The sequence below is a fragment of the Microbacterium rhizomatis genome (genome assembly GCF_008710745.1).
Classification (GTDB): Bacteria; Actinomycetota; Actinomycetes; order Actinomycetales; family Microbacteriaceae; genus Microbacterium; species Microbacterium rhizomatis.
Map to the genome: position 1 here is coordinate 837,482 of NZ_VYSA01000002.1, position 18,030 is coordinate 855,511.

The window sequence follows — 18,030 nt, forward strand, 5'->3', positions numbered from 1 at the left end:
TCGAGGAGAAGGCTTGTCATGACCACACTTCAGATCGCGTTGGCCCGACTCGCGGAGGAACTGCCCGCCGGAAGCGTGATCACCGACGCCGCATCCATGGATGCGTACCGGTGGGATCGGACCAACAGCCCCGCGACGGGGATGCCGCTGGCCGTCGTCCGCCCGGCATCCACGGCCGACGTGCAGGCCGCCGTGCGCTTCGCGGCGGCGACGGGCACGCCGATCGTGCCGCGTGGCGCGGGGTCCGGACTGTCGGGGGGCGCCGCAGCGATCGACGGCTGCCTGATCGTCTCGCTCGATCGGATGCGCGGGGTCGAGGTCGATCCGGCGACGCACATGGCAACGGTGCAGCCCGGAGCGCTGAACGCCGAGGTGAAGGCGGCGGCAGCCACCCACGGCCTGTGGTACCCGCCCGACCCCTCGTCGTTCGAGATCAGCTCTATCGGAGGCAACGTGGCCACGAACGCCGGCGGCCTCTGCTGCGTCAAGTACGGCGTGACGAGCGACTACGTGCTCGGGCTCACCGTCGTCCTCGCCGACGGACGTGCGGTCCACCTCGGCGGGCCGCGTCTGAAGGATGTCGCCGGGCTCCCCCTCACCAAGCTCTTCGTGGGCAGCGAGGGCACCCTCGGCATCATCACAGAGGTCGTGCTGCGCCTGATCCCCGCTCAGCCGCCCCGCACCACGCTCGTAGCGACCTTCCCCTCGCTCTCGGGGGCGGTGGACGCGGTGATCGCCATCACGCGTGCAGCGCGCCCGTCGATGCTGGAGTTCATGGATCGCACGACGATCAACGCCGTCGAGGATGCGACGCGGATGGGCCTGGATCGCGACGCGGCGGCGATGCTCGTCATCCAGTCGGACGAGCGAGCGGATGCAGCATCCGAAGAGATCTCGCTGATCGAGGCGATCTGCCTCTCGCACGGCGCGGACGAATGCTTCGCGACGTCCGATCCCGACGAGGGTGAGGCGTTCGTCGCGGCGAGGCGGATGGCGGTGCCGGCGGTCGAGCGGCTCGGCACCCTCCTCCTCGAGGACGTCGGCGTGCCGATCCCCCGGCTCGGCGAACTCGTGACCGGGATCGAGGAGATCGCCGCGGAGCACGACGTGACGATCGCGCTCATCGCGCACGCGGGCGACGGGAACACGCATCCGCTCATCGTCTTCGACCGGCAGGACCCCGCCCAGCGGGAACGGGCCGACCGTGCGTACGCCGCCGTGATGGCACTCGCGATCGCGCTCGGCGGCACGATCACGGGTGAGCACGGGGTCGGCCGGCTCAAGCAGCCGTGGTTGGGCGACTACCTCGGGACCGACGTGCTCGAGCTCAATCACCGCATCAAGAAGGCGCTCGATCCGCAGAACCTGCTCAACCCGGGGGCGATGCTGGCGTGAACAACGACGACCGGCGGCGACGCCGGGTCATCATCGACTCCGACGTCGCGAACGAAGCCGACGACCAGTTCGCCGTGGTTCACGCGCTCCTGTCGCCCACACTCGACATCCGCGGCATCATCCCGGCGCACTTCGGCACGCAGCGCACCCGCGAATCGATGCGGGCCTCGCGCGACGAGCTCGAGCGCCTCCTCGATCTCATGGACCGCACCGGAACCGTCCCGATCGCCGACGGCGCACCGCACGCACTCGCGTCGCGCCGCGAACCGATCGACAGCCCGGGGGCTCGACTGATCATCGACGAGGCGCGACGCGGCGATGCCGGCCCGCTGTTCGTCGCCTTCCTCGGTCCGCTGACCGACATGGCCACCGCGCTGCTGCTCGCGCCCGACATCGCGCGCACCGAGACGACCGTGATCTGGATCGGCGGTCCGCCGTACGGCGATCGCGAGTACGCCGGCACGTGGCCCGAATTCAACCTGCGCAACGACATCGCAGCGGCCAACGTGGTGTTCGGCTCGGGCATCGCGGTCTGGCAGGTGCCGTCGAACATCTACCGGCTGACCGCGGTCGGCTATGCCGAGCTGCGCCGTCGCGTCGAGCCGCACGGCGCGATCGGCGCTCATCTGGCCCAGGGAGTCGTGGACTTCAACACCGCCCACCACCCTGTGCCGGTGGAGTCGCGCGCGCTCGGCGATTCCCCGGCGATCGCCCTCATGCTCGACCCGCACAGCGCCTCCTTCCGCCGCCAGCCGCCGGTGCGCTTCACCGCGAACGGCGCCTACGAAGCCGCCGATGTCGGGGGCGAGATCCGCGTGGTCGAGCAGATCGACGTGCGGTTCTTCCTCGAGGACATGTTCGCGAAGATCGCCGAGTTCGCCCCCTAGGTGGGCGCGCTACGGGCGGGTCGAGTCACGGACGACCAGCTCGGGGCGGAACAGCACGGTGCGCTCGTCTCTGGGCACGCCGTCGCCGAGTTCGCGCAGCAGCAGGTCGACGGCCGTGTAGCCGATGAGCGTCGCCGGCTGACGAACCGAGCTGAGCGGCACGACCGCGGCCGACGCGAAGTCGATGTCGTCGTAGCCGATCAGGGCGATGTCTTGCGGCACACGGAGGTCGTCGATCATGACGAGCGCCTGCAGGAGCCCCACGGCCAGCAGATCGTTCGCCGCGAAGATCGCGTCGGGTCGCTCCGCCGCCGGGCGCGCGGCGATCTCCTCGCCGGCACGGCGGCCCTCCAAGACGGTGAGCGCGCCCATCTCGATCACCTCGAGCGTGGCCCCGGGGGTCTCGGCGACGGCGCGGCGTGCACCCTCGAGGCGATCGGCGACCTGCCGGATCGACGGCGGTCCGCCGACGAACACCAGGCGCCGCCTCCCGATCGCGGTGAGGTGCCCGGCGGCGAGCTCGCCCCCCTCGACATCGTTCACGGCGACCGAGCAGAAGCTCTGGTCGTCGGTCGTGCGGTCGACCAGCACGACGGGCGTGCCGCCGGCCCTGAGGCGTTCCAGTCGCGGCACATCCTCGTCGACGGGTGTCACGAGAACCCCGTTCACGCGCTGCTCCTGGAACAGGTCGAGGTACGACGCCTCTCGGGCGGCGTTCTCGTCGCTGTTGCCCAGCAGGATCGTCATACCGTCCTCGGCGGCGCGATCCTCGGCACCGCGCGCGATATCGGTGAAGAACGGGTTCCGGACATCGAGCACGATCAGCCCGATGCTGCGACTGCGACCGGCCCGCAACTGCCGTGCGGCGTCATTGCGGACGAAACCCAGGTCGGTGATCGCCCGCAGGACCCGCTCGACGGTCGCCGGGGCGACCTTCGCCGGCTGATTCAGCACGTTCGAGACCGTTCCGACCGACACGGATGCCGCGGCGGCGACGTCACGCACACTCACTGCCACCTCGACCCCTCCTCATCGTCGGACTGTGCCAGAGTGTATCGGTCAGGCGCCGGAGCGACCGGCCGTGAGCCGCTGCAGGCTCTCGGCAACAGCATCCCGGACATCCAGCCCCACGATGTTCGAGAGCGACTCGCCCAGGTCGCGTCCCTCGAGCCAGCGCGTCTTCGTGCGGATCGTCAGCGCCGCAGAAGGCTTGTTCGCCTCGAGCACCTCGAGCACCGCGGCGTAGGCCTCGGGGTCGTCGACGATCGCGGCCAGGCTCGACGAGAGCCCGACGTGCGACGGCGGCAGCGCGGCCGGCGCGTCGGTGACCTCCCACGAGTACGTGCCCGATCCGACGTGGTGCTCGGTGCCGTCCGGCAGCACGACATCCGCTTCGGTGTTGGGAGGGATCACCGCTTCGATCCGGACGACGCCGTCGACGCGGGACCAGGCCGATCGCGCGCGACCATAGGGCGTGAGGTGCTCGGCCGACGCCGAGTCGAACCCGGCCAGCGGGTGCGGCTCGATGCGGATGCGCGCGTAGCCGGGGGCCGCGGGTGCGAGTCCTGCCACCGCGCGGTGCAGCCAGTCGCCGATCGCGCCGAACGCGTAGTGGTTGAACGACGTCATCTCACCCGGGTTGATCGTGCCGTCCGGCAGCATCGAGTCCCAGCGCTCCCAGATCGTCGTCGCGCCCATCGTCACGGGGTACAGCCACGACGGGTTCTCGGTCTGCACGAGCAGGCGCCGCGCGACCTCGAGGTGGCCCGTGCGGGTCAGCGCGTCCTGGATGATCGGCGTGCCGACGAAGCCGGTGCCGATGCGGTAGCCCGACCGGCGGGTGAGTTCGGCGAGCCGATCCCCCAGAGCGGCGTGCTGCGCGGCGGGTGCGATGTCGAAGACGATCGCCATCGCGTAGGCCGTCTGCGCGTCCGAGACCATCCGCCCCGAGGGCGTCAGATACTCGCGCAGGAACGCCGCGCGCACCTCCTCCGCGATGGCGGCGTACCGCTCGGCCTCGTCGTCGTAGCCGAGCAGCGCGGCCGCGCGCGCCACATTGCGCGTGGAGAGGAACAGGTGGGCGCTGGCGACGATGTCGGCGTCGGTCTTCGCATCCGCGGGGAGCTCGGGCGGAGCATCCGGATCGAGCCAGTCTCCGAACTGGAATCGCCCCTCCCACAGCCGCCGCGGGCCGGCGATCTCGAGGATCGCGTCGGCCCACGAGCGCATGCTCGGGTACTGGCGGGAGAGCGTCGCCGTGTCGGCGAAGCGCTCGTGCAGCACCCACGGCACGACGGTGGCGGCATCGCCCCACGCCGCCGCGGGGCGCGCAGGCCCGAGCACGTTCGGCACGACGAACGGCACGATCCCGTGTTCGTCGGCCTGCTCGAGGGCGAGGTCGCGCAGCCACGAGTCGAGGAAGCCGCGCACGTCGTAGAGGAAGCTCGCGGTCGGTGCGAACACCTGGATGTCGCCCGTCCAGCCGAGCCGCTCGTCACGCTGCGGGCAATCGGTCGGTACGTAGAGGAAGTTGCCCCGAAGGCCCCAGACGACGTTCTCGTGCAGCTGGTTCACGAGCGGATCGGATGCCTCGAACCAGCCGGTGCGCTCCATATCGCTGTGGATCACGACCGCCGTGACATCCGCGGGGTCGAACTCGCCCGGCCACCCGGCGACCTCGGCGTACCGGAACCCGTGGAACGTGAACTCGGGCTCCCACACCTCGACGCCGGAACCGGCGAGCGTGTAGCGGTCGGTCGCCGCCGCCTGCCGGAGCGGCCGGGTGCCCAGCTCGCCGTGCTCGAGCACCTCGGCGTGGCGGAGGGTGATCTCGGTGCCCGCAGGGCCGCTGACCCGGATGCGGAGGCGCCCGACGAGGTTCTGCCCGAAATCGAGCACGGTCTGCCCGCTCGGGGTCGTGATGACCTCTCGCACCCCCACCTCCTCGATGCGCCGGACGAACGGCGACACGCGGGCCTCGGGCACGACGATGTCTGCGGCGGCGCCTACGGGGCTCCACCCGGCTGCGTCGTAGCCGGGCTCGGCGAATCCGCGGCCCGCCGCGTCGACGAGCGACCGGCGGGCATCGAAGCTCTCGCCGGCGTACAGCCCGCTGGCGGTGATCGGGCCGGTCGACGCGTGCCACGAGGCATCCGTCGTGATCCACTCGGTCGCGCCGTCCGCGTACTCGACGAGGAGCTGCCCGGCGAACCGCGGCTGGTCGCCGTAGATCGGCTGCGCGTTCTCGCGGAAGCCGAAGTACTCGGTGCCCCACGCGCCCGCGAGCCGCACGCCCCAGGCGTTGCGTCCCGCGACGAGCAACGACGTGACGTCGGTCGTCTCGTGGATCGTCCGGTGGTTGTACGGTGTCCAGCCCGGCTTCATCACCTGGTCGTCGACGTCGGTGCCGTTCAGCGCCGCCTGGTAGACCCCGACCGCGGTGGCGTAGAGGGTCGCTCGCCGAACGCCCTCGCGGACGTCGAACTCGGTGCGGAGGTAGGCCGGCTCGGCGACCCCCGACGGCTCTGCGAGCCCGATCGGCGACGCCGTCCACTCCCCATCACCGAGGAAGCCGCCGACGATCGATCGCGATTCGCTCCACGGCCCGGTCTGCCCGTCCGAGCCGGTCACGCGCACCCGGAGCGACACCCGCTCGCGCGGCGCAAGGGGGGTGAACGGCCAGGCGATCTGGGTCGATTCACGCCCGTCGATGACGTGAACCGTCGTGGATCCCCCCCTGTCGAGTTCGAGCTCGGCCGACGACTGCCGCCAGTCCGAGGCATCCGTCTCGGTGACCCAGCCGATCACCGGCTCGGGTGAGGGGACGGTGTCGCTCGTGTACGGCGCGTCGGTGACGATGCGGGCGATCGCGGGGGTGCTCATGGTTCTCCTTCGAACGTGAGGGTGAGTGTTCTGGTCAGCGACCGGCGACCGCCGGCTGGGTGACCGTGAGGTGATGGATGCCGTGGGTCAGGGTCGTGCCGGCCTCGGCCGGCGCCGCGGCGCCGTCGATCGAGACGGTCGAGCCCGCCGTCACCGGCAGATCGAGCACCGCTCGAGCGCCGAACGGAACGGTGAGAGCGATCTCGAGGGCGTCGCCGTCCCGTCGCCAGTCGATCGCGAGCTCGCCGAGCCCGGTCGCGATGGTCGCGGCGGCGTGGTCGATACCGACCGCGGGGCGCGGGGCGACGTGCACCGTGCGGTAGCCCGGGTCGGCGGGATCGGGCGCGAGCCCGGCGACGTTGCGGTAGACCCAGTCGATCATGGCGCCGTACGCGTAGTGGTTGAACGACAGCATCCCGCCGCTCTCGCCGCCGCTGTTTCCCGCGTCCATATCTCCGCCGTGGATCGAGCCGTCGGGCTTGATCGCATCCCACCGCTCCCACACCGTCGTCGCGCCGCGGTCGACCTGGTAGAGCCACGACGGAGCGTCATGGCGGAGCAGCATGCGGTACGCCTCACCGATGTGGCCGTTGTGCGAGAGCGCGAAGAGCACGAGCGGGGTGCCGAGGAAGCCGGTCGAGATGCGCCCCTCGGCCGCGACGACGTTCGCCGCGAGATCGTCGGCGATCGCGACCCGTCGCTCCGCGGGCGCGATGTCGAACTCGAGGGCGAGGGCGGCGCCGGTCTGCGTCGTCACGGCCCGTTCGCCCCACCGCGCCCACGTCGCGTCGGCGACGGTTCTCGCGAGCTCGTCGAGCTCGTCGGCCGCGGCCGGGTCGCCGACGATGCGTTCGGCGCGGGCGAGGAGCCGGGTCGAGTGCACGTAGAACGCGTTGGCGACGTAGTCGCTGTCGACCTTCGCCTCCCACGGCCGCGCCGCGGGGGCATCCGGGTCGAGCCAGTCGCCGTACTGGAACGGCTCCGTCGGCAGCACGACGCCGTCTCCGGCCCGGCGGCGCAGGTGCGCGACCCAGCGCCGCATGCTGTCCAGCTGTCGTTCGAGCACTTCCGCGCTGCCGTAGGACTCGTACACCGCGAGAGGAACGATGGTCGCGGCATCCGCCCAGCCTGCGCGCCCCATGTTGTCGGTGGGGGTGCCGCCCATGAGCATGTCTTCGCGGCGGATGATGTCGGGCACCACCGAGGGCACCCCGCCCTCATCGGTCTGATCGATCTCGAGGTCGCGCAGCCACGACGTCCAGAACGCCTCGGTGTCCAGCAGCGTGTTGGCGGTGGCGGCGAAGGCCTGGGCGTCTCCGGTCCAGCCGAGCCGCTCGTCGCGCTGCGGGCAGTCGGTGGGGACCGAGACGAAGTTGTCGCGCTGCGACCACAGCACGTTCGAGTGGAACCGGTCGAGGCTCGCATCGGACGAGCGGAACGTCGAGCGGGGGGCGAGATCGCTCGAGATCGCGATCGCCGTCGCCGAGACGACCTCGGCGCCCGTGACCACGTCGGAGTAGCGGAACCCGTGGAACGTGAAGACCGGCTCGAGCACGTGCTCGCCGCCCGAGGCGAGCGTGTAGACGTCGGTCGCCTTGGCCCGTCGCAGGGCTGCGGTGTGCAGCGCCCCCGACGGCTCGAGGACCTCGGCGTGCCGGATCGTCACGACATCTCCCGCTTTTCCCCGCACGACCAGCCGCACCCAGCCCGAGATGTTCTGGCCCGAGTCGAGGAGTACGCGATCTGCTCGCGGCTCGATCGTCATCGGCCGTTCTTCGATGACGCGCACGGGCGCCGCACTCCGCGGTTCGAACAGCGACAGATCGGTGTCGATGACGGATGCCGCGGCCCACGCGCCGTCGTCGAAGCCGGGCTCGTGGACCCCGACCGCCTCGAGGTTGTGGTCGATGACGGTTCCCTCGTAGATGCCGGCGGAGCGGATCGCGCCGAACCCGCCGCGCCACGTCTCATCGGTCGCGATCGTCGTCGTCGCACCGGACGCGTCGGTGATCTCGAGCTGCGCGAGCACGCCCGAGCTCGTGCCGTAGATCTCTTTGCGGTACGCGAAGCCGAAGTGGCCGCGGTACCAGCCGTCGCCGACGGCCGCGACGATCACGTTCTCGCCTTCGCGCAGGAGGGAGGTGACGTCGACCGTGTCGATCAGGATGCGGGCCTGGTACGAGGTCCACCCCGGGGTGAGCAGCGCATCCGAGACGCGAACGCCGTTGATCCAGGCATCCACCACGCCCAGTGCGCTGAGGCGCAGGCGGGCCGCGGCCGGGGTTGCGTTCACCGTGAACTCGCGTCGGAGAACCGGGACAGGGCCCCCGACCTCGCTCGGAATCCCGACGACACGCGCGTTCAGTCCCAGGCCTTCGACACCGGCCTCGACGACGAGCGGCTCGCTCCACGCCGTCCAGCCGGCGGAGGTGGCGATCCGCACCGCGAAGGAGCGCCGCTCGCGCGGTGCGAGGTCGAGCCCGGCGGCGATGCCGATCGAGTCATCGCCGCGTACGACCCCGTGCGAATCCTGCGCCCCACCCTCGGGCCCCGACGCGATCTCGTACGCGAGCTGGCTCGCGGCCGGGAGATCGCTCTGGGCACGCCAGCTCAACCGCACGCCACGGCCCGGGACGCCGAGCAGGCCCGCTCCGTGCTGCGTGCGCAGTTCGACGACGCGCGTCGACGGGTCGGTCGACGTCGTGTCGGGGAGCGTCTGCTCGGTCTGCACCGTCGTTTCGGGAGATGCCGTCATGGCGGGAGTCCTTTCGGCGCTCGACCGCGTCGAGGAGCGCGCCCCCATCCTGAAACGATTCATAGTCGAATGTCAAACATCCCGACGACATCGGTGAGGACGACGGCACGGCGTTATCCGATCGTGATGAACCGATTCAATCTTTGATTGACGACCGGCCACCCGGAGACGTACGGTACGGGGAGTTGAATGGTTTCAATACTTTCGACATCTCAGACCGGCAGCGAGGGCGGACTGTCCGCTCAGCTTTTACGAGGAGGTAAAAGGATGAAGAACTCCCTTACCCGGAGGGTGCTCACCGCATCGGTGGGAGTGGCTGTTCTGGCCATCCCGCTCGCAGCATGTTCCGGCGGCGGCGGTGGTTCCAGCAGTGGAGGCACGACCGAGATCACGTATCTCACGCAGAGCGACGACGCGAACACCGCGCAGGCGAAGGCGCTCATCGCGGCGTTCGAGAAGGCGAACCCCGACATCAGCGTCAAGCTCGACACGCAGCCCGGCGGCACCGAGGGCGACAACCTCATGAAGACGAAACTGTCGACCGGTTCGATGGACGACGTCTTCCACTACAACTCCGGCTCGCTGCTGCAGGCTCTGAACCCCGATCAGACGCTCGTCGACCTCAGCGACCAGAGCTGGGTGAGCACCCTCACCGACGATTTCAAGCAGGTCGTCTCGACCGACAACGGCCTGTACGGCGCGCCGTGGGGCACGTCTTTCGCCGGTGCGGTGCTCTACAACAAGAAGGTCTACTCGTCGCTGGGCCTGACGGTCCCCACGACGTGGGCCGACTTCATCGCCAACAGCGAGAAGATCAAGGCGACCGGCAACGGCATCACGCCGATCCTGCAGTCGTACGGCGACACCTGGACGAGCCAGCTGTTCGTGCTCGGCGACTTCGCCAACGTGTCGGCGCAGGATCCGAACTGGGCGAAGAACTACACCGCGAACGACCCGAGCGCCAAGTACGTGAACGAGCCGGCCTTCGCGGGCTTCGCGAACCAGCAGGAGGTCTTCGACAAGAAGCTCATGAACGAGGACTTCGCGTCGATGACCAACGCACAGGCGATGGATGCTCTGGCCAACGGCCAGGCCGCCCAGTACCCGATGCTCTCGGCGACGATCGCCACGGTCCAGCAGAACGAGCCCGACAAGACCGATGACATCGGCGTGTTCGCCCTGCCGGCCGCCAACGCGTCCGACACGTCGATCACGATGTGGCAGCCGAACGGCATCTACATCGCAAAGACCGCCGAAGGGGCCAAGCTCGACGCCGCGAAGAAGTTCGTGGCATTCGCGAACTCGTCCGACGGCTGCGCGGTGCAGAACGACGCCGGTGGGGCCGCGGGACCGTACGTCACGAGCGCCTGCACGCTGCCGAGCACCGCTCCGGCGCTGATCGGCGACATCCAGAAGTACTTCGACGCAGGCAAGACGGGTTCGGCTCTGGAGTTCCTCTCCCCCATCAAGGGACCGAACCTCGAGAACATCACCGTCGCCGTGGGATCCGGCATCACGTCCGCGAAGGACGGCGCCGCGCAGTACGACGACGATGTGAAGAAGCAGGCCCAGCAGCTGGGGCTGTCCGGCTGGTGAGACCCGCGCTGATCTGCTGAGATCGGCACAACCCGGGGCCGGCGGCGGCATCGTCGCCGGCCCCGACTCGATGAGGAGTGGATATGACGACTGCAGTCGCGGGCTCTGCCCCGCCGACGACGAAGCCCGCCAAGCCGCCGCGCGGGCGCCGGAAGGGCATCAAGAGCCCGTACCCGTCCTGGTTCTACATACCGGCTGCCGTGCTGTTCATCGTGTTCTTCGCGGTGCCGACGTTCGCGTCGTTCTACTTCTCGCTCACGAGGTGGACGCTCTTCAACGTCCAGTTCATCGGCTTCGACAATTTCGTCCAGTTCTTTCAAGAGCCGCAGCTCGTCCAGGGCTTCGTCAACACGTTCATCTACGGGTTCGTGACGTCGGCGGCGAAGGTCATCATCGGCCTCGCACTCGCCCTGCTCCTCACCGGCCCCATCCTCGGTCGCGGCTACCTGCGCGCCGTCGTGTTCTTCCCCGTGCTGGTCTCGACCATCGGTGTCGGCCTCACGTTCAAGGCTCTCCTCGATCCGTTCCACGGAGCGGTCAATGCCGTCCTCGGCTTCCTGAACCTGCCCGAACCCGGCTGGTACACCGACCCGAACCTCGCCCTGCTGACCGTCGCGGGGGTCGATGTCTGGAAGGGCGTCGGCATCGCCACCCTGATCTTCATGGCCGGGATCGTCGCCATCCCGCAGGAGTACTTCGAAGCGGCCCGCATGGACGGCGCCGGAGCGTGGTCGATCTTCCGCACCATCACGCTGCCGCTCGTGCGCCCGGCGACCGCAACCGTCATCATCCTCTCGCTCATCGGCGGCCTCCGGGAGTTCGCGATGATCTGGGCCATGACCAAGGGCGGCCCCGGCTTCAGCAGCGACGTGATCGCATCCGTCATCTACAAGCAGTACCAGGCCGGATTCTTCGGTCTCTCCACCGCGGGCAACGTCATCCTGTTCATCGTGGTCACTGCGGTCATGGTGCCGGTGTCGTACTTCCTGAACAGAAGGGAGACGGAACTGTGACCGTCACAGAAACCCTCACGACCGCCAACTCACGCCAGTCCCGTCGCCCCAAGGTCGACCGGCGGCCGATGACTCTCCGCCGCTGGCTGCGGAAGTACCTCGTCGGGATCATCGCGATCATCGCGTCCGTCGTGATCTTCCTGCTCCCGTTCGTGTTCGTCGTCCTGCAGGCGTCGAAGAACCCGCGCGAGGCGGGCCTCGTCGAATTCAGCCTCCCCTCGGAATGGCAGTTCTGGCCCAACCTGCTCGCAACGCTCCAGACCAACGACTACCAGGTGCTCTGGGCGTTCCTCTGGACGACCGTCATCACGGTGTTCGCGTGCGCCATCATGGTGGTCTTCGCGGCGATGGTCGGCTATGTCCTGCAGCGCAAGCGCTCGAAGCTGAACCCCGTCATCAACTTCTTCGTCCTGGCCGCGCTCATCGTGCCGCCCGCCGTGGTCCCCACGATCTGGGTGCTGCAGGGCGTCGGGCTGTTCAAGACGATCCCGGGGATGATCCTCATCGAGGCGACCTTCGGGCTCGCGTTCTGCGTACTGCTGTTCCGCGCATTCGTCGCGACGATCCCGAAAGAACTCGACGAGGCCGCGATCATCGACGGCGCCGGTTCGATGAGACTCTTCTTCACTGTCGTCCTGCCGCTTCTGCGCCCCGTCATCGTGACGGTCATCGTCGTGCAGGCGGTGTTCGTGTACGGCGACTTCCAGAACCCGCTGTACTTCCTGCCCGGCAACGACTACCCGACGGTGCAGCTGGGGCTCTACAACTTCCAGAGCCAGTCCGTGAGCCAGTTCAACCTGCTGTTCATGTACATCCTGCTCACGACGATCCCGCCGCTGATCATGTACATGTTCTTCAACCGGCAGATCGTCGCGGGCATGACAAGCGGCGCGATCAAGGGCTAGAGAATGCTCCGGTCACCAGAACTCCGCGGGAACGGTCCCGCGGAGCCACGCCAGCTCGTTGTCTCGGATGAACAACGACAGCGCGTCATCCGGGTCGATCTCGTCACCGAACCACTCGTCCAGCAGACCGAGCAGAACCTCGGCGCTCTGCACATCCGGGGCATCGACGACGTTCTGCCAGGCATCCACGAATCCGTCGGGGGTGGGCACCGCGCGCACGAGCGCCGAGATGTACTTCGGACCCCGCATGAGGGTGCGGTTGGCCGCGAGTGCGGCGCGCGCCGCCGCGAGGGCGAGATGGATGCCGGCATGCCGGCGCAGGAACGGATCGTTCCGGTCGATCGCCTGGGCGAGGAAGTATCCGCCGTACAGGTGCGCCTGGGCGCGGAAGGAGCGGATGCGCTCGGCCCACACCGGCTCGGGGAGCGTCGTGATCATCTCGATGAGCGGTGCAAGCCGCTCCGCGGCGAACCCGCCCTTGGCGTGGGCGATCCGCGCCCCCTCGAACGACGCACGCGTCGGGTCGTCGGCGTCGCGGGCCGCCGCCTCGAGGTACGACGGGCTCACGAGCTTGACGTCGATGTACGAGCCCGGGTAATCGAGGCCCGCACGATCCGTCCAGGCGAAGCGCCCCGCCGCCGTCTCCGCGGCGAAGCGCTGGTCGTCCACCACCAGGTAGACATCGACGTCCGAGTCGGGGCGCTCGGTACCGCGGGCGACCGACCCCACCACCACAACCGCCAGCGTGCCCGGCTCGTCCCGGACGGCGTCCACGTAGGCGACCAGCGCCCTCTCCTGCTGCTCCACACCGGCTCCTTCGCATCGTGGGGGAGAACGGAGGCTTCCGCACCGCCGTCATCGCCTGAAACGTTACATCGAGGCGGCTCCGAGTTGCGCACCGCGACCGGGTCGTCTAGGTTTGAAACGATTCATCGATGCGTGAGAGCTCCCGGGCCCGGCCGGTGCCGCCCGTCCCTCTCGCCGCACCACCGCACCGCACAAGGAGTACCTCGATGACGAGCACCACCACTGCGACGCGGGTGTGCTTCCAGCTGCACGTCGACCCCGACCGCGTCCCCGAGTACCTCGCCAGGCACGCCCCGGTCTGGCCCGAGATGCTGGTCGAGATCGCCGCATCCGGCCGGCGCAACTACTCGCTGTTCCTCGGCGACGACGGCACCCTCATCGGGTATTACGAGACCGACGACGACACGGCGGCCCAGGCCTACCTCGCCGCCTCGCCCGTCGCCGCGCGGTGGGAATCCGAGATGGCCGGCTTCTTCGTCGGGCTCGACGGCCGGCCCGACCAGTCGGCGATCGCTCTGACCGAAGTGTTCCACCTGCACGACCAGCTCGCCGCGGTCAGCCCCACTCCTTCCACAGAAAGCACGCGATCATGACGACGCTGTCTCCCGACATCCAGGCTCAGCTCACCGCGCAGAGCATCGAGCTCCCCTCATGGGCGTTCGGCAACTCCGGCACGCGCTTCAAGGTGTTCACGACGCCGGGGACGCCGCGCGACCCCTATGAGAAGATCGCCGACGCCGCCCAGGTCAACAGGGTGACGGCACTCGCACCGGCGGTCGCCCTCCACATCCCCTGGGACAAGGTCGACGACTACGCGGCCCTGCGCACCTACGCGAACGACCTCGGCGTCGAGCTCGGCACGATCAACTCGAACACGTTCCAGGACGACGACTACAAGTTCGGTGCGCTCACGCACGAAGACGCCGCGGTGCGCCGCAAGGCCATCGACCACCATCTCGAGTGCATCGACATCATGGATGCCACGGGCTCGCGCGACCTGAAGATCTGGCTCGCCGAGGGGTCGAACTACCCGGGGCAGGCCGACCTGCGCGGTCGCCAGGATCGCCTCCACGAGTCGCTGCAGGAGATCTACGCCCGCCTGTCGGGCGAGCAGCGCCTCGTGCTCGAGTACAAGTTCTTCGAGCCGGCTTTCTACCACACCGACGTCCCGGACTGGGGCACGTCGTACGTGCAGGTGTCGGCGCTCGGCGAACGGGCGATGGTGTGCCTCGACACCGGGCATCACGCCCCGGGCACGAACATCGAGTTCATCGTGATGCAGCTCCTGCGACTCGGCAAGCTCGGCTCGTTCGACTTCAATTCGCGCTTCTACGCCGACGACGACCTGATCGTCGGCGCGGCCGATCCGTTCCAGCTGTTCCGCATCCTCTTCGAGGTCATCAGAGGCGGAGGGCTGAACAACCCGGACGTGGCCTTCATGCTCGACCAGTGCCACAACGTCGAGAAGAAGATCCCCGGCCAGATCCGCTCGGTTCTCAATGTGCAGGAGATGACGGCTCGGGCGCTGCTGGTGGACGCGGAGGCCCTCCGGGTCGCGCAGCTCTCAGGCGACGTGCTCGCCGCGAACGCGGTCTTCATGGACGCTTTCTACACCGACGTGCGTCCCGCGCTCGGCCAATGGCGCGAGAGCCGCGGGTTGGCGGCAGACCCGATGGCGGCCTACGCCGCATCCGGGTACCAGGAGAAGATCGAGACCGAACGCCTCGGCGGCGTGCAGGCGAGCTGGGGCGCGTGACCTCGATGGTGGCGACAGATCGAACGCTCGACGGCCCCCATGGGCCTCTGGTCGTGCGCGTGTACACGCCGTCGACGCCCGCCGGCCCCGGCCTGGTGTGGCTGCACGGCGGCGGTTTCGCCGGCGGTGACCTCGACATGCCCGAGGCCGACTGGGTGAGTGCGCAGTTCGCCGAACGCGGCATCGTGGTCGTCTCCGTGGACTATCAGCGCGCGCCGGTGCCGCCGGAATGGGCCGCGGCGAGCGGAATCGAACCGTCGTCCGGTGTCCGATACCCCGTCGCATCGGAAGAAGCGGCGTTCGCGTTCCGGTGGGCCACCGAATCCGGCCTCGCCGAAGGGCCGTGGGCACTCGGGGGCGCCAGCGCGGGGGGAAACCTCGCAGCGGGCGCCGCACTCCGTCTCGCGCGCTCCGGGGGACCGATTCCGGCGCTGGCCGTCCTCGCCTACCCCACCTTGCACGCCGTGCAGGCCGAGCCCGACGCGGCGCTCCGCGCCGCGCTCGACGCAGACCCGGCGGCCGACACGTTCGGCCCCGACGCCGTGCGGGGAATGTACGAGAACTATCTCGGCGGCAGTGCCGACACCGCCGAGATCTTCGCGGTTCCGGGCAACGCGACCGCGGGAGACCTGGCCGACTTTCCACCGACCATCATGATCAACGACGAGGTCGACCAGCTCCGGGTCTCCGGCGAGGCATTCGCCGCGGCGCTTCTGGCCGCGGGGCGGGACATCGACGTGTCGACCGAGCCCGGCACCCGCCACGGTCACCTCAACGATCCCGAGAACCCTGCGGCCACGGCATCCCTCACCCGTTTCGCCGCTCGAATCCTCGCCCTGAAAGGGACGCCCTCATGACGAACCCGACGGCTCACGACCTCATCGCGCGGAGCAACCGCCTGGGCGCCGATCCGAAGAACACGAACTACGCGGGCGGCAACACGTCCGCGAAGGGGACCGAGACCGACCCGGTCACCGGTGAGCCGGTCGAACTGCTGTGGGTGAAGGGCTCGGGCGGCGACCTCGGCACCCTGACCGAGTCGGGGCTGGCGGTGCTGCGCCTGGACCGGATGCGCGCGCTGGTCGACGTCTACCCGGGCGTGGATCGCGAAGACGAGATGGTCGCCGCGTTCGACTACTGCCTGCACGGCAAGGGCGGCGCGGCGCCGTCGATCGACACGGCGATGCACGGACTGGTGGATGCTGCGCACGTCGACCACCTGCATCCCGACTCCGGTATCGCGATCGCGACGTCCTCCGACGGCGAAGAGCTGACCGCGAAGATCTTCGGACCGAAGGTCGTGTGGGTGCCCTGGCGCCGGCCCGGGTTCCAGCTGGGCCTGGACATCGCGGCGATCAAGGCCGCGAACCCCGAGGCGATCGGCTGCATCCTCGGTGGCCACGGCATCACCGCGTGGGGCGACACGTCCGACGAGGCCGAGGCCAACTCGCTGTGGATCATCGACACCGCGCAGGCCTACATCGACGCGCACGGCAAGGCCGAGCCGTTCGGGTCGGTGCGGGCCGGCTTCGAGGCCCTCCCCGCCGACGAGCGTCGCGAGAAGGCCGCTGCGCTGGCGGCGACCATCCGGGGCATCGCGTCGCACGACAAGCCGATGGTCGGCCACTTCACCGACGATGCGCGGGTGCTCGAGTTCCTCGCCTCGTCCAAGGCGCCGGAGCTCGCCGCGCTCGGCACGAGCTGCCCCGACCATTTCCTGCGGACGAAGGTCAAGCCGATGCTGCTCGACGTGCCGTCGAACGCGTCGGTCGAGGCATCCCTCACCCGTCTGAAGGAGCTGCACGAGACGTATCGCGCCGACTACACGGCCTACTACGAGAAGTACGCCACGCCCGATTCGCCCGCCATGCGCGGCGCCGATCCGCTGATCGTGCTCGTGCCCGGGGTGGGCATGTTCAGCTTCGGCGCGAACAAGCAGACCGCCCGGGTGGCCGGCGAGTTCTACCTGAACGCGATCAACGTCATGCGGGGGGCCGAGGCCCTCTCGACCTACGCGCCGATCTCGGATGCCGAGAAGTTCCGCATCGAGTACTGGGCGCTCGAAGAGGCCAAGCTGCAGCGCATGCCCAAGCCCAAGACCCACGCCGGCCGTATCGCGCTGGTCACCGGCGCGGCGTCGGGGATCGGAAAGGCGATCGCAACACGGCTCGCCGCCGAGGGCGCGTGCGTCGTCGTGGCCGATCTCGACCTCGCGAAGGCCCAGGCGGCAGCCGCAGAGCTGGGCGGGACGGACGTCGCGATCGGAATCGCCGCGAACGTCGCGGACGCCGCGGCCGTGCAGACCGCCGTCGATGACGCCGTGCTCGCGTTCGGCGGGCTCGACCTCGTCGTCAACAATGCCGGGCTCTCGCTGTCGAAGCCTCTCCTGGAGACGACCGAGGCCGACTGGGACCTGCAGCACGACGTCATGGCGAAGGGATCGTTCCTGGTCTCGAAGGCCGCGGCGCGCGTCCTGATCGACCAGCAGCTCGGCGGCGACATCATCTACATCTCGTCGAAGAACAGCGTGTTCGCCGGGCCCAACAACATCGCGTACTCGGCGACGAAGGCCGACCAGGCGCACCAGGTGCGCCTCCTCGCGGTCGAACTCGGTGAGCACGGCGTGCGCGTCAACGGCATCAATCCCGACGGCGTCGTGCGAGGCTCGGGCATCTTCGCGAGCGGCTGGGGCGCCAATCGCGCGAAGACGTACGGCATCGCCGAAGACGACCTCGGCAAGTTCTACGCGCAGCGCACGATCCTCAAGCGCGAAGTGCTGCCCGAGAACATCGCGAACGCCGTGATCGCCCTCACCGGCCCCGAACTCCAGCTGACGACGGGCCTGCACATCCCCGTCGATTCAGGCGTCGCCGCAGCCTTCCTGCGATGACCCCCTTCCGTTCCCCCTTCGGCGCCGCACGCACTCTTCGCCGAACCACCCCCTTCCCACCGAACCACCCCGCTACCGACCGCCGGCACAGGGGCGGCTCGGCGCGAGAGGGGTGGCTCGGCGAAGGAGGAGGGACGGGATGAT

At 69.2% G+C, this 18,030-nt stretch carries 13 protein-coding genes; 9 read left to right on the forward strand and 4 right to left on the reverse strand.

Going from position 1 to position 18,030, the window contains the following annotated elements; translation table 11 throughout:
- Positions 1-18: 18 nt before the first annotated feature.
- Both F6B43_RS12200 and F6B43_RS12205 read left to right on the forward strand, forming a co-directional pair.
- Positions 19-1,395 carry an FAD-binding oxidoreductase gene (locus F6B43_RS12200; protein WP_150449191.1) on the forward strand — a complete coding sequence of 459 codons (1,377 nt, stop codon included), beginning with the start codon at positions 19-21 and terminating at the stop codon, positions 1,393-1,395.
- Complete coding sequence (locus F6B43_RS12205) at positions 1,392-2,282, forward strand: nucleoside hydrolase (RefSeq protein ID WP_150449192.1); 891 nt, start codon at positions 1,392-1,394, stop codon at positions 2,280-2,282. The genes F6B43_RS12200 and F6B43_RS12205 overlap by 4 nt, the downstream gene beginning before the upstream one ends.
- 9 nt (positions 2,283-2,291) lie before the next feature.
- Here the strand turns inward: F6B43_RS12205 and F6B43_RS12210 are convergent, their stop codons facing one another.
- Genes F6B43_RS12210 through F6B43_RS12220 form a run of 3 tightly spaced genes read right to left on the reverse strand, consistent with a single transcriptional unit; the run spans position 2,292 to position 8,919 of the window.
- Positions 2,292-3,299, reverse strand: coding sequence for a LacI family DNA-binding transcriptional regulator (locus F6B43_RS12210; RefSeq protein ID WP_211368125.1), 1,008 nt, complete (start codon positions 3,297-3,299; stop codon positions 2,292-2,294).
- Positions 3,300-3,341: 42 nt separating this feature from the next.
- On the reverse strand, positions 3,342-6,164 hold the full coding sequence (locus tag F6B43_RS12215; protein ID WP_150449193.1) for an alpha-L-rhamnosidase: 2,823 nt from the start codon (positions 6,162-6,164) through the stop codon (positions 3,342-3,344).
- Positions 6,165-6,198: 34 nt separating this feature from the next.
- Positions 6,199-8,919 (reverse strand): alpha-L-rhamnosidase, encoded by a 2,721-nt coding sequence (locus F6B43_RS12220; protein WP_170285646.1) that lies wholly within the window; start codon positions 8,917-8,919, stop codon positions 6,199-6,201.
- 267 nt (positions 8,920-9,186) lie between these two features.
- On the opposite strand from F6B43_RS12220, the gene F6B43_RS12225 reads away from it, so the two are divergent.
- The 3 genes from F6B43_RS12225 (at position 9,187) to F6B43_RS12235 (ending at position 12,433) form a co-directional block, all read left to right on the forward strand.
- Positions 9,187-10,515 (forward strand): ABC transporter substrate-binding protein, encoded by a 1,329-nt coding sequence (locus F6B43_RS12225; RefSeq protein WP_150449195.1) that lies wholly within the window; start codon positions 9,187-9,189, stop codon positions 10,513-10,515.
- 83 nt (positions 10,516-10,598) lie between these two features.
- Positions 10,599-11,528 carry a carbohydrate ABC transporter permease gene (locus F6B43_RS12230; RefSeq protein WP_150449196.1) on the forward strand — a complete coding sequence of 310 codons (930 nt, stop codon included), beginning with the start codon at positions 10,599-10,601 and terminating at the stop codon, positions 11,526-11,528.
- On the forward strand, positions 11,525-12,433 hold the full coding sequence (locus tag F6B43_RS12235) for a carbohydrate ABC transporter permease (protein WP_246159928.1): 909 nt from the start codon (positions 11,525-11,527) through the stop codon (positions 12,431-12,433). The genes F6B43_RS12230 and F6B43_RS12235 overlap by 4 nt, the downstream gene beginning before the upstream one ends.
- Positions 12,434-12,445: 12 nt before the next feature.
- Here the strand turns inward: F6B43_RS12235 and F6B43_RS12240 are convergent, their stop codons facing one another.
- Entirely contained in the window at positions 12,446-13,240 is a 795-nt protein-coding gene (locus F6B43_RS12240; protein ID WP_150449197.1) for a nucleotidyltransferase domain-containing protein, read from the reverse strand.
- Positions 13,241-13,446: 206 nt separating this feature from the next.
- Here F6B43_RS12240 and F6B43_RS12245 point away from each other — a divergent pair, with 206 nt between their 5' ends.
- Genes F6B43_RS12245 through F6B43_RS12260 form a run of 4 tightly spaced genes read left to right on the forward strand, consistent with a single transcriptional unit; the run spans position 13,447 to position 17,886 of the window.
- A complete protein-coding gene (locus F6B43_RS12245; RefSeq protein ID WP_150449198.1) occupies positions 13,447-13,833 on the forward strand; it encodes an L-rhamnose mutarotase in 387 nt (128 codons plus the stop codon).
- Positions 13,830-14,996, forward strand: a complete 1,167-nt coding sequence (rhaI, locus tag F6B43_RS12250) for an L-rhamnose isomerase (protein ID WP_150449199.1) — start codon at positions 13,830-13,832, stop codon at positions 14,994-14,996. Before F6B43_RS12245 ends, rhaI begins: the two co-directional genes overlap by 4 nt.
- 5 nt (positions 14,997-15,001) lie before the next feature.
- The gene (locus tag F6B43_RS12255; protein ID WP_150449576.1) at positions 15,002-15,853 is read left to right on the forward strand and encodes an alpha/beta hydrolase fold domain-containing protein; all 852 of its coding nucleotides are present in this window, start codon (positions 15,002-15,004) and stop codon (positions 15,851-15,853) included.
- Entirely contained in the window at positions 15,850-17,886 is a 2,037-nt protein-coding gene (locus F6B43_RS12260) for a bifunctional aldolase/short-chain dehydrogenase (RefSeq protein WP_150449200.1), read from the forward strand. Before F6B43_RS12255 ends, F6B43_RS12260 begins: the two co-directional genes overlap by 4 nt.
- Positions 17,887-18,030 lie beyond the last annotated feature (144 nt).

Coding starts and splice junctions, on each gene's coding strand:
- F6B43_RS12200 (WP_150449191.1), top strand. CDS start 19: ATGACCACACTTCAGATCGCGTTGGCCCGACTCGCGGAGGAACTGCCC.
- F6B43_RS12215 (WP_150449193.1), bottom strand. CDS start 6,164: ATGAGCACCCCCGCGATCGCCCGCATCGTCACCGACGCGCCGTACACG.
- F6B43_RS12220 (WP_170285646.1), bottom strand. CDS start 8,919: ATGACGGCATCTCCCGAAACGACGGTGCAGACCGAGCAGACGCTCCCC.
- F6B43_RS12225 (WP_150449195.1), top strand. CDS start 9,187: ATGAAGAACTCCCTTACCCGGAGGGTGCTCACCGCATCGGTGGGAGTG.
- F6B43_RS12230 (WP_150449196.1), top strand. CDS start 10,599: ATGACGACTGCAGTCGCGGGCTCTGCCCCGCCGACGACGAAGCCCGCC.
- F6B43_RS12245 (WP_150449198.1), top strand. CDS start 13,447: ATGACGAGCACCACCACTGCGACGCGGGTGTGCTTCCAGCTGCACGTC.
- rhaI (WP_150449199.1), top strand. CDS start 13,830: ATGACGACGCTGTCTCCCGACATCCAGGCTCAGCTCACCGCGCAGAGC.
- F6B43_RS12255 (WP_150449576.1), top strand. CDS start 15,002: ATGGTGGCGACAGATCGAACGCTCGACGGCCCCCATGGGCCTCTGGTC.
- F6B43_RS12260 (WP_150449200.1), top strand. CDS start 15,850: ATGACGAACCCGACGGCTCACGACCTCATCGCGCGGAGCAACCGCCTG.